The organism is Globicatella sulfidifaciens DSM 15739 (genome assembly GCF_900167405.1).
Classification (GTDB): Bacteria; Bacillota; Bacilli; order Lactobacillales; family Aerococcaceae; genus Globicatella; species Globicatella sulfidifaciens.
The window spans coordinates 90,940-107,737 of the sequence record NZ_FUWO01000004.1; the positions used below are offsets into that span (position 1 = coordinate 90,940).

Consider the following 16,798-nt stretch of genomic DNA (forward strand, 5'->3'; position numbering starts at 1 on the left):
CGAACGTTCCTCTTTTTTTATATTAAAATATATAAAAAATGATAGCATCGTTGATAAGGTTCGGTATAATAGATATGTTAAAAAATGGAGGGTTATTAATGAGTTATTTAAAAGAGCGCATCTTAAAAGATGGCATAATTTTACCAAATAATGTAATTAAAGTAGATTCGTTTATGAATCATCAAATTGATCCGGAAATCATGCAAGAAATTGCGATTGATTTCTATTATCATTTTCGTCAAGAAGGTATCACCAAAGTACTAACAATTGAAGCATCTGGGATTGCACCGGCTATTATTACGGCTGCACACTTTAAAGTTCCGATGTTATTCGCTAAAAAAACACAACCATCAACATTAGGAAATAAAGATTTTTATGAGACCAATGTTTATAGCTATACCAAAAATGTGACCAATCGTGTCATCATCTCAAAAAAATATATTAACGAAAATGATCGCGTATTGATTATTGATGATTTCCTTGCCAATGGCGAAGCAGCGCTTGGTTTAGTTGATTTAGTAGAGCAAGCGGGGGCCCAAGTAGCTGGCGTTGGTATTTGTATCGAAAAATCATTCCAAAATGGACGTCAAAAATTAATGGATAAAGGATTAGAGGTCTTTTCAGTTTGTCGTATCGGCTCTTTAGAAGATCAACAAATTGAATTTTTGGAAGGAAATTAATTGCGATGAATATTACAGTGTACTGTGGCTCTAATTTTGGTAATCAGTCAATTTATGAAGAATTTGCTCGTGATTTGGGGCGTTTTATTGCCATGCATCAACATCAATTAATTTATGGCGGAGGCAATAAAGGGTTGATGGGAGTACTAGCGAATAGCGTTATCAACACTGGTGGTCAAGCAATCGGGATTATGCCCAGTTTTCTAATCAATAAAGAAGTAGCCAATATTAATTTGACCGAATTTATTGAAGTAGACACCATGTCTGAAAGAAAAATAAAGATGATTGAATTAGGAGAAGCTTTTGTCGCTTTACCGGGAGGACCTGGCACACTAGAAGAAATTACTGAGGTCATCAGTTTAATTCGTCTAAATCTTATTAACAAAGAGTGCTATTTAATGAATATTCATGGTTACTACAATCATTTAGAAATATTTTTTGATACGATGGTTAAGGAAGGCTTCATGACCGTTAAAGAACGACAAAAGATTCATTTTGTTGAAAGCATTGGTGAATTAGAACTGTTAATTGAACAACATTAATAAAGAGGGACTTAATCATGAGTTGTGGTAATGAACCAGCACAAGTTAAAGGCTTTTGCTAGGGTTACTAAGACTATTGGTTAAGTCCACTTTTGTTTTAGCGATGAAAATACTTGTGTTTAAGTACGAGACGCTAAATTCTCTAAATAGGTCATCCCCTTTATAATATCATCTGCTGTCAGATCTGGTTTAGCTAAAATAAAACTCTCATTATTTGAAGCGGCATAGGTGGCAACTTGACTAATTTTGTTAGGTAAATCTTCCGTCACACCAAGTTGTTTTAAAGTAGTTGGAAAATGATTGACGTGGTAAAAGGGTAAGAGGGTATTCAGTTCTTCGCGATTACCTAATGTAGCAATTTGTACCAAAATACCATAAGCTACTTTGACTCCGTGTTCAATTGAAGCCGTTTCAGGTAGGAGTGTGAGACCATTATGAACAGCATGAGCCCCTGCGATTCGTCCATATGACCCAGCAAAGCCACCTACACTGGCAGCGATTAAAAATATAGTATCCACGATTCGTTGAAACGCATCTGATAATTGTTTAGATTGTATACTTTCAATCGCTTTAGCACCATCATTTAACAAAGTTTCCCTAGATAATTGAGCGCTACTAAGACCAAGGGCAATGCTAGTGGACCAAGGTAACGGTAATTTTTCTGCTAAGGCAATGGCTTCATACCATTTTGCGAGGGTATCGCCGATGCCACTTTGTAAATACTTTAGTGGCGATTCTATTAATAAATCTGTATCGACAATCGTTAAGAAAGCAGCTTTGGGGTAGTAGTCAACGGTTTTAAAGGTATGATCAGGGTGATAAATAACACTTAATGGTGTACAGGCTGCACAGGTTCCTAGAACTGTTGGAATCATTACATACTCCACTTGAAGTTTGTTAGCAACGCCTTTTGCTGTATCAAGTGCTTTACCACCACCGACTCCAATAATAAGATCGGTACCTGAAGGGGCATTGTTTACTAAACTTTCAATGTTTTCATGGGAAGCACTCTGGTCATAGAATAAAACAGAGTAGCGACGACCTTGAGGGTAAAATTTATTAAAAGCATGGTAAGCTTTATCACCAGTAATAATTAAAGGTTGTTTAAACAATTGAATGGAGCTGTCTAAAAAAGTTAAAGCTCCCGGTTGACTGATATATTGTCCAACACCTGGACGGGTTATTTCAGATAATTCCATACACATTCTTCTTTCTAAAAAAAGTATAAATAAACATACTCTCATATTATTTTAATCAATATCTAATCTATCATAGTGAGTACAAGATTTCAAATGAAAAATAGAAGATAAAATATTGTCATTTAGAGAATATCTATTGTATGATATAGTTAACAACGTTAATATTTAGGAGGGTTCAGATGAAAAAAGAATTATCTTTAAACAATGGGACAAAGATTCCGATGATTGGCTTTGGTACTTGGCGCTTAGAAGAAGGCGAACAAGCGTATAATGCTGTCAAATATGCTTTAGAAGTAGGTTATCGCCATATTGACACAGCACAAGGGTATCAAAATGAATCAAGTGTCGGGCAAGCTATTTTAGATAGTGGCATTGATCGTCAGCAATTATATGTAACCACAAAAGTAGTCAATACTGTAAGAGGCTACGATAATACTACACGTTCAATCGAAGCGTCTTTGGAAAAGCTGAAAACGGATTATTTAGATTTAGTTTTGATTCATTGGCCAAATCCAAAATCTGTTCGTGATAAAGGTGAGAATGCGTGGAAGGAAGCGAACGCAGAGACTTGGCGTGCGTTAGAAGATTTAGTAGAGGCAGGTAAAATTCGTTCAATTGGTATCTCTAACTTCTTAGAGCACCATATTGAAGAATTATTGAAAACAGCGCGTATTAAACCGGTATTAAACCAAATTAAAATTGCACCAGGTTGTTATCCTGAGGCATTAATTAACTATTGTCGTCAACATGAGATTGAATTAGAAGCTTATAGTCCATTAGGTGCGGGTGAACTATTTAGTCATGAAACAGTGCTAGAAATGGCTAAAAAATATGATTGTACGGCAGCACAATTAGCCTTACGTTGGGTTATTGACCGCGGTTGTATCCCTTTACCACGATCGACTAATCCCAAAAATATTCAATCAAATCTCGAATTAGAAGGCATTGAGATTTCTGAAGAAGATTCCTTAGTATTACAAAATCTTACGGGAATGAGTGGTGCGACTGATCCCGATAGCGCGACATTCTAATATAATTTAAAAGCAAAAGACGCATACTATTTTGAATTCATAAGCTAGATAAAAAGATACTGGCTTAAAGTTTTCATCATAGTATGCGTCTTATTTCAGTGATAATTATTGTTGATTAAAGGCATCGATAAAACGTAGCATGGCTTGACGCCCATATTCATCTTGTTTAAAGACACCTGCATCTTCAAGCACACGTCCAAATTTGTTGGTGATTGCTTGTTCGATAAAGCGGTCAATCGTGGTTTCATCATATTCTTTGTTTTTTAATTCTTTTGCCCATGTTTGGTGATATTCAGCCACTTGATTCAAGTCTGCCTGGTTTAATAAATAAGCTTTGATAATATCGATTTCATTGACTAAACGAGGCGGTAAGATCGCTAAGCCCATCACTTCTATTAGTCCGATGTTTTCTTTCTTGATATGTTGGACGTCTTGATGTGGGTGGAAGATTCCATCCGGATGTGCTTCGTTAGTTCGATTATTACGTAAGACAATATCCAATTCAAAATTAGTATTACGACGACGAGCCACAGGCGTTACAGTGTTATGGGGTGTATCGTCTGTATAAGCAAGAACATCTACTGATTCATCAGAATAATTTCGCCAAAAGTTAAGTAATGCTTCCCCAGCAGTTGCGACTTCTTCACGATTAGCACCATTTAAACGAATAACGGACATTGGCCATTCAACTAATTCCACTTTTAAGGAAGGAAAAGCGTTCAATTTAATTGTTTGATAGGCATTCGCTTTTTCCATAGGGAAGGTATAACGCCCACCTTGATAATGGTCATGGGCTAAAATTGATCCCCCTACAATTGGTAAGTCAGCATTTGAACCAGCAAAATAGTGTGGTAACTGTTCAACAATCGCTAATAAATTGTCCATCGCTTTGCGGTCGATTTTCATAGGGGTATGATCTTCACTTAAAAAAATACTATGTTCATTGTAATAAACATATGGCGAGTATTGCATTCCATAGTGACGATCATTCAAATTTAAGCGAACAAGACGATGTTGCTGTCTGGCTGGGTGATTATTTCGCCCTTGATACCCTTCGTTTTCCATACAAAGTAAACATAAAGGATAATTAGATTGTTTAGCATTTTTTGCTAAAGCAATTTCTTTTGGATCTTTCTCAGGTTTCGAAAGGTTAATGGTAATATCTAAATTGCCATAATTTTTGTATGGTGCGTTAAATTGGATATTCTTGGCAATGTTTCGAGTTTTAATATAGTCATTACTTTTAGAGAGTTCATAAAAATAATCCGTTGCATCCGCAGGATTATTTTGATATAACTCCCAAAACTTATTGTTAAGTTGTGAGGGAGACGGTGTCAATAAATCCATTACAGCTGCTTCGAATTGTTCTCGTTGATAACTGATATTTTCTATGATACCCTGCTCAATGGCATATTGAGTTAATTGATCCATTAAGGAAAGTAAGTCATTAGAATCACTTACACCTTCTTCTAATTCATTGATTTGAATGAGAGACATCAGTCGATTAGTGGTGTATATCCGGTCTAAAGAATCAACCCAACCTTGTTCAATGGCGCTATTGACAAAAGCTCGGATGACGGATGAAATGTTAATTTGCATATGCAGCCTCCTAAAAATTTTTACCTACAATGTTATTATACCGTTTACCTTGGGAGTGGGCAAGAAGTAGAAAATTGAATGATTTTCGCTTCGTCTGTCCACCGCCGCACAGTTGGGAGTAGACCAGAAGTAGAAAATCGAATGATTTTCGCTTCGTCGGCCTACCCCCGCACAGTTGGGAGTAGACCAGAAGTAGAAAATCGAATGATTTTCGCTTCGTCGGCCTACCCCCGCACAGTTGAGTAGGCCTCAAACAAGTCGTTAAGACGCAGTTTGAGACCACTCAACCACTGCGCTTTTAATTTAATAACAATAACTTGATTGAGTTTATCACGTTTATGCCTAACCACGTTAAGACGCAGTTTGAGACCACTCAACCACTGCGCTTTGAATTAAATGGATATGCCTGAACAGAATTTCAAAGTTTTTGTCCAGCCTCTTTGAAAGTCGAATTGTGAGCGTTCAGCAAATTTCGAAAATGTCTCTGTTGATTACCAATGTATATTACGTATTTTGGTGTAGTCCGTTTGATTATCGAGAATCATTTTAAGATAGTCTTTGAAAAAACTTGCTGCATTATCATCGATAAGCTGTTGAATTTTTTCGATGTTTGGAATGTCTTGTAAATCCAAAGTATTGATTGGTTTTCCTGCAAAAAAAGCTAAATTAAGTGCTGCGACATATTGTGCCACTTCTTCTAATAGTGGATCATTTTTTTGATACCAACCGCCTTCAATCATTTCGCCATAGGCCATTTTGTGACTACTATCGTCGAATAAATGTTTCATGTAGTTTGAATAATCTCGTAATTGCGGGTTGATAATGGAGTTGGTAATAGCATAATCAGTCATCGCTAAGGGTTCTGCTTTGTAAGTAATCGCATTATTTGTAAAGGTTATTTTCCCGATGTAGGATGGATATGAAGCAAATGCCCCCGTTACAATATCGGTCAGTAGTTCGTGATTAGCGGACTCTATCGTCGCATAATGTTGAGTATGAATATGCCCACTTAAGGTAAAGGGAGTACCATATTTAAATAAGATATCACGTAATTCATCGGCATTGTCTAAAGTATACTTACTGTCTAAAGCTTGATAATGTGTAATGGTATTATGATGAATCACGGGAATGATGCGCTTGTTTTTGTTTTGTGCTAGTTGAAAAATATTATCAATCCATTGGAGAGTCGTTTGGCTAAGTAAGCCATTGATTTTAGGAGCGCCAACCCCTTCAACATCACTATATAGATTACTATCAAGCATCAGTAGCCAGTAGTTATGGTTAAGAGCGGCTACATAGCTTAGGCTATCTGAATCGCGGTTAATAGCTTCTTGATAGCCAAACTCATCAAATATCGTTGCAAATTCGTGATCCAAGACTTGCCTTGTTTTGATAAAGGATTCTCCTTTAAATTCACGGGCCCAACCACTTGCGATATCGTGATTGCCAGGAATGACAAACACGTCGGTACCTAATGCTTCTATATTTCTAAAATATTCGGCTAGGTCGAGCATGCTTTGGTATTCCCCATTTAAGGTGAGATCACCTGAAATGATAAGAACATCTGGTTTTTCTTGAGTAATTTCTTGGGTTAGAGCTTGCATACGTTCAGCACCATAATCAAAGTCTTTTCCGGCACCCGTTTTTTTTATATGTTGATAAGCTTCACCGTCCTTATCATGCAGACTCTCAGACAAGTAGTGTAAGTCCGTAATGACCCAAGCAACTAGCTCGTTGTTGGTGGCATCAATGGTTACTGGAATGAATAATAGTATGGACCAGGCCCAACAAAGCCAGTATATAATGTTTTTCATACAATTCTCCTCATAGTGAATTATTTTCAATTATTGTATCATAAAAAAACCTTCGCCATCGTATGATGAAGAAGGTTCGATTTGAATGCTAATAAAAATGGCCGGATTATAGTGGTCTATAATTTAATCTCACAATTTTAGTTAATCTGACAGCGACTAAACTAGCGAAGATTAATTTAATTGAATCACCGATTAAAAATGGTGTCATACCGATTTGCATAATTTGAGCAACAGATTTAGATAAATTAAGAACTAGATTGAGGATGAAGCCTAGGTAAGGTACTCCAATCGCATATATCACAATCGTTGCTACAATGCCTGCGATGATGAATTGTTTTAATGAACTGTTTGATTTACGTGATAACAATGAAGTGACATGCGAAGCCGGAATAAAGCTGACAATAAAGCCAAATGATGGTGATAAAAAGCTATTAATCCCACCAGAAAAACCACTAAAAACGGGCAACCCAACTAATCCTAAAATCGTATAAAATGTGGTGACAATTAAAGCTTCTTGGGGTTTTAAAAGCATACCGATTAATAATACGGCGAATGTTTGTAAAGTGATGGCTACTGGCCACATTGGAATTGAAATTTGGGAACAAATAATTAATAGAGCTAACATAACAGCCATTAAAGTAATATCTCTTGTTTTCATAAAAATAACTCCTTTTTTTACTTACTAAATTGTGTACTAGAAAAATGAATTTCAGATCCGAATAAAGCTTCTATGTTGCGATTATCATGTTCGACTAATAGATGGCCATCCTTATCGATTCCCCGAATAATCGCGCTTTGTGTTTGACCATTTTGTAGGTAAGATACCTTCTGATTCAGTCCCAACAAACGTTCTTGATAATAGTCAAGATGTTCCCGTTTATCTATGTTTTGTTCATATTCACAAAAGTACTCAATAAACAGAGCTAACATCTGATTATAATTAAAATTTGGTGGGATAGCATCACCGAAAATTGTTCCGGCAACTTGTTTGATTTCTTCAGATTCCTGTTCGAAGTTGCCGGCTAAATTTAATCCAATTCCTATAATAATGGAACTTACTTGATGTGACTCTATATCAATCATCGACTCACATAGAATCCCTGCTACTTTTTTATTTTGATAAAATAAGTCATTGACCCATTTGATTTCAAGAGGACTAGCAGTATAATGACTGATTGCTTTGGTCATGGCAGCAGCAGCAAGTGTGGTATACAAAGTAATATCATTTAAAGAATCTACTTTGGGGGTAAAAACTAAGGATAGATATAGACCATGATCTAAAGATGAAACAAAACTACGCCCATGTCGCCCGCGCCCCTTTGTCTGTTCTGTGGCAATAAATAATCCAGGTACCGTGGGAGATTGAGTGGCATGAATTTTAGCTAAGTCATTAGTTGAATTCACCTTTTCTTCAATTGTAATGGCTAACTCGGGCCAAATCGTCGCCAAACGTTGCTTTAGCTGAGTTAATTCTAAGTGATTGACACTATCAACGAGAACGTATCCTTTTCGGCCTTGCTGATTAATTTGATAGCCTTCAGAGCGTAATTGTTCAATGGCTTTCCATATTGCATTTCGAGAACATGCTAGATGATCAGCCATAAACTGCCCAGAGATAGGTTCAGGTGCGGCCTCCATTAGAAAATCTAACACTTTTTGTCGTGTTGACATTGAGGTTCACTCCTTTTTTATCTTAATAACGATAGAATAATCGAAAACATTTTTTGTGTCAACCCAATAAACGTAACAGGTGACATAAAAACATTAAAAAAACACGCTTGGGTAAGCAGGATTACTTCGATAGACAATAAAGCTTGTCATTGTTTAAATAGCGGTATCGATTAAATAATCCGTTATCAAGCGCATAAGATTTAAGTTTTCTTAAGTATTGAAGTGTAACTTTTTTATAAGAGATTAAGCGAGTGAAGGTTGACAGCTGATGAGGTCTTTAGTGACATTGTTTATTACACGGCAGCCCTCTTCAGTGACAATGACCAAGTCTTCTATCCTAACACCTAATTCACCGGGAAGATAGATACCAGGCTCTATTGAGAAAACATTGCCTACTTCAACGATATCTTGATTAAAAGCCCCCACATCACCCGGTTCGTGGACTTCGATTCCGATACTATGGCCAGTTCGATGGGTAAAGTATTGACCATAACCTGCCTCTTCAATGACTTTACGGGCCGCTTGGTCAATAGAGGCGAAAGTGACACCGGGTCTAACTTGGTTGATGGCCGCTAGGTTGGCTTTTTTAACTAGTTCATAAATTTCACGAGCTTTTTTACTTGGTTCGCCATAAAAAACAGTACGAGTCATATCACTAGCATAGCCTTGATAAAAGCTTCCAATATCAATCACGACACTATCGCCAATTTTAGGCTGGTCATTATTCGTGGTGTGATGAGGATCAGCGCCATTGGGGCCATAGGCAATAATAGGTTCAAATGAAAAACCATCACAATTAAGTTCCTGGTATTTTTGTTTTAATAAAGCAACCATTTCAGTCTCGGGTAATCCTTTTGCCACCAATTGAATGAGATATTCCATTGCGTGATCGTTCAAACGAGAAGCTTCAGCCATCATTTCTTGCTCCTCATTCGATTTAATAGAACGTAGCCGATCACTTAATGGACTCCCATTCTTAAATTGAGCGTGAGGCATTTGTTCCATTAAGCTTAATAAGAAATGACTCGGCCAATCTTTATCGACACCAATTTTGCCATTGTTATTTAAATGTTTGACCATTTCTTCAAAAATGTTTTCGCCATCACGGTACCAAATGATATTACAATCGATAGCAAGAGAGGATGGCTCTGGAAATAGTCGGTTGAGGTAAAGGGTGATATGCCCTTTTTCATTGAGGTGTAGAATAAATAAACGCTCACCGGGATCATAGTTTTGATAGGTGGTTAAGTAGGCTATTGTCGTTGGATTGCTAATTATTAAATCAGTGTAATGATTTTCCTTTATCGCTTTATTCAAGCTCTCAATGCGTGTATAATGAAGCATAGGGGAAACCTCCTTTTTTATTATAGAGATTATTATAATACAAAAAAGGGGAACATTCATTGTTTTAACAGTCGAAGGGTCTTAAAACTAAAAGATTTGAGACTAGAGACGGATAACATCATCTCGTTTTTATTGATATACTTACGTTAACACTGAATATAAGGGGTACAGCATGTCATTAATTTCACTTAAAAAAAAGCGCTCATTAATTCGATATACGACCATTATGGGCATTATTTTTACCGTTATCGCCTCCTTTTTTATTGCACAGTCTTCTTTTTTTAAACCAGGCGGCGGATTTAATGAATTATTAGAAAAGTTAGGGATTATTGGACCTATCGTGTTTATCTTCCTACAAATTACGCAAACCATTTATCCGATCATTCCGATGGGGTTAACGAATGTCATCGGGAACTTAGTTTTCGGAACCTGGTTAGGTTTTTTATGTAATGTTACCGGAATGTTGATAGGATCTAGCATCAATTTTTATCTTGGGAGACGTTTTGGTGAATCGGTAGTTAAAGCCTTTATTTCTGATGAACAATATGAAAAATATATCAGCAAAATAGGCGATAGCAAAGCTTTCGAGCGGTTGATAATTATTGGGTTTATTTTACCAGTTTTTCCTGATGATATATTCTGTATGATTTCAGGAATGTCGAAATTAACTTTTAAACGATTTTTCATACTGGTATTATTATGTCGACCTATTTCATTATTTGTATTTACTTATGCCTGGGCTGAGATTATTCGCTTTGCAAGCACATTATGGGGTTAGGAGTCGATTATCATTGAAACAAATCATTATTAAATTAGTACAATTCTATCAAACTTACCTTTCACCTATGAAGCCACCTTCTTGTCGGTATTATCCCACTTGCTCTAGTTATATGTTACAAGCGGTAGAAAAACATGGTGCTTTCAAAGGGTTTATAATGGGGATTGCTCGAATTTTAAGGTGCCATCCGTTTGTCAAAGGCGGTAGGGATGAAGTACCGGAGCATTTTTCTTTACGTCGCAATCCTTCGCATCATCATCATGAACCTGAGGGATTAAGTAAGAAATAGACTAGAGATAGATCGTCTCTGCGGCTGAAAATGGCAGGATAGTTGGCATATCAACTAGTTTAAGAAAATGGCATTTATCTATGTGTCATATGCTAATAATATAAGACGGGACAGAATGGAAGTGAATCTACCAAAATGTTTAGATGTTGGTCTAAACTTGGGAGGATGCTCAAAATAATACTGACCGGTCTTTTTTTTTTTTTACACAAATTTTCCACAAAGAAATGATTTGTGATATAATTAAACGAGAATTAAGGGGGCGGTGACGCGATTGGTAGATTGGATAGTACGTTATATGGGAAATCAAACATTGGCTAAGATTTTAGATATTGTCATTGTCTGGTTTCTAATATACCAAGTTCTCTTATGGGCGCGAGGAACTCGCATGATGAATTTATTAAAAGGAATAGCCATCGTTTTTATTGCGAAAGCATTCAGTTCATTGATGGGGTTGCAGACCATAGACTGGTTATTAAATCAAGTAATTTCATGGGGAGTAGTAGCCTTGATTATTTTATTCCAACCTGAAATTAGAAAAGCGTTGGAAAGCTTAGGGAAAAACTTATTCCGTAATCGTAAAAGTATGCAAAATCCTAGTGATAAGTTAATCACAGATTTAGAAAAATCAGTGCAATATATGTCAAAACGTAAAATCGGGGCGTTAATATCGATTGAAGCAGAAGATAGTTTGGAAGAGTATATTAATACCGGAATTGAAATGGATTCCTATGTAAGTAATCAATTGCTGATTAATATTTTTATTCCAAATACCCCTTTACATGATGGGGCGGTAATCATATCTGATTATCGAGTGGCATCAGCTTCAAGTTATTTACCTCTCTCAGAGAGTACATTAATACCCAAAGAATTAGGGACGCGGCATCGTGCAGCGATAGGATTAGGGGAAGTGACCGATGCGTTGACTTTAATTGTGTCAGAAGAAACAGGGTCTATTTCATTGGTCAAACGAGACCATCTCCATCGAGATGTGTCGAATGAGGAACTGCATCAATTATTAACCCAATATTTAACTGTTGATGACGAAGATGATGAAGAAAAATCTTTACCTATGTTAATCAAAGAGTTCTTTCTGAATGGTTTTTCTCAAAGAGGTGATCAATAATGAAAAATAGTTTATTTGATAATAATTGGATGGTAGGCTTAATTTCATTATTCTTTGCCTTAGTATTATTTGTATCGGTAGCGAACGAAAATAACTCTCTATCCTCTCTGGCATTGAATAATAATTCAGCGAGTATCGATTCAACAGTAACCATCTCGAACGTACCGGTGCATTTAGGTGAACATGATGAAGGGACTTTTGTTAGCGGGATGCCTGAAACCGTATCTGTGCGATTAAGTGGTCCTAAAAATATCATTAATCAAATTTCTGAAGAAGATATAACCGTTCAAACAGAATCTTTAGTTGGCAAAAAAGCAGGAGTCTCATCAATTCGTTTTGAAGTAATTGGTTTACCCGATTCAATTGTTTATAAAGTGACACCCGATTTATTTTATGGCACGATTTCTACGAAAGAGACTTTAACGCAACCAGTTGAGTATGAAATTGCTGATGGGACTTTGGCAGCAGGTTTTGAAATAGATAGCGTTGAATTAAACATTAATGAAGTAACCTTGTCGGGTTCAGCCGATGAAATCAATAAGGTAGCACGCGTTTTAATTCAAATTTTTGCGGATAAACCACAAAGTACCTCCTTTACAAAAAATTATCGGGTTCAAATTTTAGATAAGGATGGTAATCCATTGGATGTTAATCCATCGGAAACGGAAATTACAGCAACGGTCAATTTAAGAGAAAAAACCAAAACGGTAGGTTTAAACATTGTACCGGTTGGTGAAAATGAAAGCTTTCAATATCACTATACACTATCGAATATCCAGACAGTATCGATTAGCGGGGATAATATAGCGAATATTGACAGTTTGAATGTGATTGTAGATGTTTCAGACTTAGTAACGAGTGGTAATGTGTTAGGTGTCATTGAGCTAATAGATGGCATTAGTGTTTCACCCGAGACGGTCAATGTAACCGTCACAGTCAATAATCTGCAGACGGAGACCGATGTAGAGTCTAATGAAACAACTGTTTCACAACCATCTTCAGCAGAAGAAACAACAGCACCCGTTGAAACATCACCAACGAATGAACAAACGACAGTAACAGAAGAAGAAACAACACAAAATAATCGTACAAATAATGAATAAAATAGAATAATAGCGATAAAAGGAGCAATATAATGGGAAAATATTTTGGAACTGATGGGGTACGCGGTGTCGCAAATGAGGAATTAACACCGGAATTAGCATTTAAATTAGGACGTTTTGGTGGATATGTATTACGTCAACACGCAGATAATATTGAGCATCCACGTGTATTAGTAGCGCGCGATACAAGAATTTCAGGACAATTACTAGAAAATGCTTTAATTGCAGGATTATTATCAATTGGAATTGAGGTAATGCAATTAGGAGTCGTACCAACGCCAGCGGTTGCATACTTAACTCGCACACAAGGTGCGGTGGCAGGTGTTATGATTAGTGCTTCTCATAACCCCGCACAAGATAATGGTATTAAATTCTTTGGTGCGGATGGCTTTAAATTATCAGATGATCAAGAGTTAGAAATTGAAGCCTTATTAGATGCGGATGAAGATACCTTGCCACGTCCAAGTCGCGATGGCTTAGGAACTTTAGAAGAATTTAATGAAGCATCAAGCAAATATATTCAATTTTTACAAACAACAATTCCTAATGACTTATCGGGGATTACAGTATGTATTGATGCTGCTCATGGTGCGACTTCACCATTAATCAGTCAATTATTTGCTGATTTAGAAACAGAATTTTATACCATGGGTGATCGTCCAAATGGTGTAAACATTAATGATGGTGTAGGATCGACACATCCAGAAGCTTTACAAAACTTTGTTAAAGAGAAGAAAGCGATGGTTGGTTTAGCATTTGATGGCGATGGTGACCGTTTAATTGCTGTTGATGAAAATGGTGAGCTTGTGGATGGCGATAAAATTATGTACATCTGTGGTAAACACTTAAAAGCTAAAGGACGTTTAGCTCATGATACCATTGTTTCAACTGTTATGAGTAATATTGGGTTCCATAAAGCAGTTGAAGAAGCCGGCATGGTTGCTTTAAAAACAGCTGTGGGTGACCGTTATGTAGTGGAAGAAATGCGTAATGGTGGCTATACATTAGGTGGGGAACAATCTGGACATATTGTATTTTTAGATTTAAATACTACCGGTGATGGCTTACTTTCTGCCATTCAATTACTATATGTAATGAAAGAAACAGGTAAATCATTATCTGAACTGGCTGCTGAAGTAACGATTTTTCCTCAATTATTAGTGAATGTTCGTGTGCGTGACAAGCATACCGTAATGGATGAACCAGCTGTCAAAGCAGTGATTGAAGAAGTGGAAGCGGAAATGAACGGTGATGGTCGTATTTTAGTTCGTCCTAGTGGAACAGAACCATTGTTACGGGTAATGGCAGAAGCTTCTACCGATGAAAAATGTGCTAATTATGTTCATCGTATTGCGGATGTTATTCGTGAAGTTCGTGGTTTAGAAGACTAAATTAGATAGTTGAAAAAACGGCTAGGACTGGGAGTCCCGGCCCTTTTTCATACATAAAGATAGGAAAAACAAATGAAATTATCAAAAAAACAATTAACAACACAATGGTTACACAGTTGGCCAATTGAAGATTGGGGTGCTTGCATTCACTGCGGTTTACCTCTTCATCAAGAGGATAGTAGTTTTGTTTGCCCTCATCACCATCGCTTTGACGGCGCTAAGCAAGGTTATTATTACTTATCAAAAACGAAATTATCACCAACAAAGTATGATAAGGAATTATTTAACGCTAGAAGGCACATCATTCAAGATACTGCCTTATATGATGCGTTGCATCATCAATTTGACACGATTATTTCAACTCAATTGACTAAATCACCAACATTAGTAATAGATGCTGGAAGTGGTGAAGGGAGTCATTTGATGCGTATGCGACAATATCTGCCTAAGAGTACCGCATTCATCGGGGCAGATTTAGCAAAAGATGGTATTCAATTGGCAACAGAGTATAACGGAGCGATTTTTTCAATAATTGCTGATTTAGCTAATTTACCGATTCAAGATGAAACAGCAGAGATTATTTTTTCAATACTTTCGCCAGCTAATTATCAAGAATTCAAACGAATTTTGAAGCCACATGGCCTAGTTATTAAAGTCATTCCCAATACGAATTATTTAGTGGAAGTGCGCGAAGCACTAGCACAATATCATTTAGTAGAGCCAACGGTTTATGATAATTCCAAAGTCTTAGAAGTATTTACACACCATTTTCCTGATTGTCACCGCTATCTCATTCATGATAAAGTTCATCTTTCTTATCAAGATAAGCAAGCTTTATTAAAAATGACACCATTAGCGTGGCAACTGAGTGAAGAACAAAAGGAACAGCTTGTGCAATCGTTGTCTAATCAAATAACGCTCGATTGTACAGTATTAGTCGGTCATAAGTTGGATTGATTTTAACTCATAATCAAGTTAAAATAATATAGAAACTAATTTAGATTTGAGGAATTAAGATGGATATAAAAGTAATCTTACGTGAAATTGTGAGTACCTTATTTACCTTTGCCATTGTTTTTGCGATTGTATGGGGAGTCCAACAAGTGGCTTTACAACCGTTCATGGTCGATGGACATTCGATGGATTATACTTTAGCTGATAGAGAACGATTATTTATGTGGAAGTTAGGAGAAGTTGATCGCTTTGATGTGGTCATAATCAACGCACCGAACAATCCAGAAAAAATGTATGTTAAGCGTGTTATCGGCTTGCCAGGTGATACTGTTGAAGTGAATAATGATCAATTGATTCTTAATGGGAAAGCTTTAGATGAACCTTATTTAAAGGCGAAACAAGATGAATTTAACGGCAACTTTACCAGTGATTTTACTTTAGAACAAATCACTGGTTCAACAACAGTACCAGAAGGAAAAATATTTGTAATGGGAGACAATCGTCAAAATTCATTAGACGGACGTGATTTTGGCTTTGTCGACATTGAGAGTGTTGTTGGTGAAGCCAATATTATTTATTGGCCACTAAATAAAATGGGCTTACTGGATACCTATAAACTTAACGATACTGGCGATGCGATTATCAATCGTTAGTGAACGCAATGAGTTCGAAAGAATACATCAAATAAAAGCGAGTAAACAATAAAAGTTGTTTTTAAAAAGCGGCATTAGCACGCATTACTCGAATTGTTTAGGAGACTGGGAAAACTATAATAATTTTGTTTCAATCAAACTCTTTTATTTATAGCGCAGTGGTTGAGTGGTCTCAAACTGCGTCTTAACGAGGTTAAAGATAAATTTGGTAAACTTAATTAAGTTATTGTTATTAAATTAAAAGCGCAGTGGTTGAGTGGCCTCAACCTGCGTCTTAACGACTTGTTTGAGGCCTACTCAACTGTGCGGGGGTGAACAGACGAAGCGAAAATCATTCATTTTCTACTTCTGGTTCACTCCCAACTGTGCGGGGGTAGGCCGACGAAGCGAAAATCATTCGATTTTCTACTTCTGGTCTACTCCCAACTGTGCGGGGTAGGCCGACGAAGCGAAAACCAATTGCTTTTCTACTGCCGGTCCACTTCCTTCTGCTCGAAGTAATATTATGTTCTTGTTTTTTAGTAAGTTTGTAGCTATAATAAAGGTGATATAGACTAGTATTTTAGTTCCGGCATTTTAAGAGAGGTTGTCCCGGCTGCAAGCAACTAATGTCCCCTAAAAGAACCT

16 protein-coding genes are annotated in these 16,798 nt (G+C 36.7%); 10 read left to right on the plus strand and 6 right to left on the minus strand.

Translation table 11 applies throughout. The features are described from left to right. The first annotated feature begins 98 nt into the window (after positions 1–98). Together B5D12_RS03410 and B5D12_RS03415 are read left to right on the plus strand one after the other, a co-directional pair. Entirely contained in the window at positions 99–680 is a 582-nt protein-coding gene (locus B5D12_RS03410) for a xanthine phosphoribosyltransferase (RefSeq protein WP_066124337.1), read from the plus strand. A 5-nt stretch (positions 681–685) separates the two neighbouring features. Next, positions 686–1,222, plus strand: coding sequence for an LOG family protein (locus tag B5D12_RS03415; protein ID WP_078755487.1), 537 nt, complete (start codon positions 686–688; stop codon positions 1,220–1,222). Between the two features lie 119 nt (positions 1,223–1,341). Here the strand turns inward: B5D12_RS03415 and B5D12_RS03420 are convergent, their stop codons facing one another. After that, positions 1,342–2,421, minus strand: a complete 1,080-nt coding sequence (locus B5D12_RS03420; protein ID WP_159443847.1) for an iron-containing alcohol dehydrogenase family protein — start codon at positions 2,419–2,421, stop codon at positions 1,342–1,344. Positions 2,422–2,600: 179 nt separating this feature from the next. On the opposite strand from B5D12_RS03420, the gene B5D12_RS03425 reads away from it, so the two are divergent. Beyond that, positions 2,601–3,452: an aldo/keto reductase gene (locus B5D12_RS03425; RefSeq protein ID WP_078755489.1), complete on the plus strand. Its 852-nt coding sequence runs from the start codon at positions 2,601–2,603 to the stop codon at positions 3,450–3,452. A gap of 105 nt (positions 3,453–3,557) precedes the next feature. On the opposite strand, the gene galT is transcribed toward B5D12_RS03425, so the two are convergent. The 5 genes from galT to B5D12_RS03450 all read right to left on the minus strand — a co-directional run bounded on the left by galT (position 3,558) and on the right by B5D12_RS03450 (position 9,880). Beyond that, positions 3,558–5,045 (minus strand): UDP-glucose--hexose-1-phosphate uridylyltransferase, encoded by a 1,488-nt coding sequence (gene galT, locus B5D12_RS03430; RefSeq protein WP_078755550.1) that lies wholly within the window; start codon positions 5,043–5,045, stop codon positions 3,558–3,560. 497 nt (positions 5,046–5,542) lie between these two features. After that, positions 5,543–6,865, minus strand: coding sequence for a metallophosphoesterase (locus tag B5D12_RS03435; RefSeq protein ID WP_078755490.1), 1,323 nt, complete (start codon positions 6,863–6,865; stop codon positions 5,543–5,545). Between the two features lie 106 nt (positions 6,866–6,971). Beyond that, positions 6,972–7,523, minus strand: coding sequence for a biotin transporter BioY (locus B5D12_RS03440; RefSeq protein WP_078755491.1), 552 nt, complete (start codon positions 7,521–7,523; stop codon positions 6,972–6,974). 17 nt (positions 7,524–7,540) lie between these two features. Then, the gene (locus tag B5D12_RS03445) at positions 7,541–8,536 is read right to left on the minus strand and encodes a biotin--[acetyl-CoA-carboxylase] ligase (protein WP_078755492.1); all 996 of its coding nucleotides are present in this window, start codon (positions 8,534–8,536) and stop codon (positions 7,541–7,543) included. A gap of 243 nt (positions 8,537–8,779) precedes the next feature. Further along, positions 8,780–9,880: a M24 family metallopeptidase gene (locus B5D12_RS03450; protein WP_078755493.1), complete on the minus strand. Its 1,101-nt coding sequence runs from the start codon at positions 9,878–9,880 to the stop codon at positions 8,780–8,782. Positions 9,881–10,052: 172 nt separating this feature from the next. On the opposite strand from B5D12_RS03450, the gene B5D12_RS03455 reads away from it, so the two are divergent. The 7 genes from B5D12_RS03455 to lepB all read left to right on the plus strand — a co-directional run bounded on the left by B5D12_RS03455 (position 10,053) and on the right by lepB (position 16,171). After that, entirely contained in the window at positions 10,053–10,658 is a 606-nt protein-coding gene (locus B5D12_RS03455; RefSeq protein WP_078755494.1) for a TVP38/TMEM64 family protein, read from the plus strand. A 13-nt stretch (positions 10,659–10,671) separates the two neighbouring features. Next, positions 10,672–10,947, plus strand: a complete 276-nt coding sequence (gene yidD, locus B5D12_RS03460) for a membrane protein insertion efficiency factor YidD (RefSeq protein WP_078755495.1) — start codon at positions 10,672–10,674, stop codon at positions 10,945–10,947. Positions 10,948–11,218: 271 nt separating this feature from the next. Beyond that, the gene (gene cdaA, locus B5D12_RS03465; protein WP_327077586.1) at positions 11,219–12,070 is read left to right on the plus strand and encodes a diadenylate cyclase CdaA; all 852 of its coding nucleotides are present in this window, start codon (positions 11,219–11,221) and stop codon (positions 12,068–12,070) included. Beyond that, complete coding sequence (locus B5D12_RS03470) at positions 12,070–13,173, plus strand: CdaR family protein (protein WP_078755496.1); 1,104 nt, start codon at positions 12,070–12,072, stop codon at positions 13,171–13,173. The genes cdaA and B5D12_RS03470 overlap by 1 nt, the downstream gene beginning before the upstream one ends. A gap of 32 nt (positions 13,174–13,205) precedes the next feature. After that, positions 13,206–14,564, plus strand: coding sequence for a phosphoglucosamine mutase (gene glmM, locus B5D12_RS03475; RefSeq protein ID WP_078755497.1), 1,359 nt, complete (start codon positions 13,206–13,208; stop codon positions 14,562–14,564). A gap of 72 nt (positions 14,565–14,636) precedes the next feature. Then, positions 14,637–15,521 carry a methyltransferase domain-containing protein gene (locus B5D12_RS03480; protein ID WP_078755498.1) on the plus strand — a complete coding sequence of 295 codons (885 nt, stop codon included), beginning with the start codon at positions 14,637–14,639 and terminating at the stop codon, positions 15,519–15,521. A gap of 59 nt (positions 15,522–15,580) precedes the next feature. Further along, entirely contained in the window at positions 15,581–16,171 is a 591-nt protein-coding gene (gene lepB, locus B5D12_RS03485; RefSeq protein WP_078755499.1) for a signal peptidase I, read from the plus strand. Positions 16,172–16,798 lie beyond the last annotated feature (627 nt).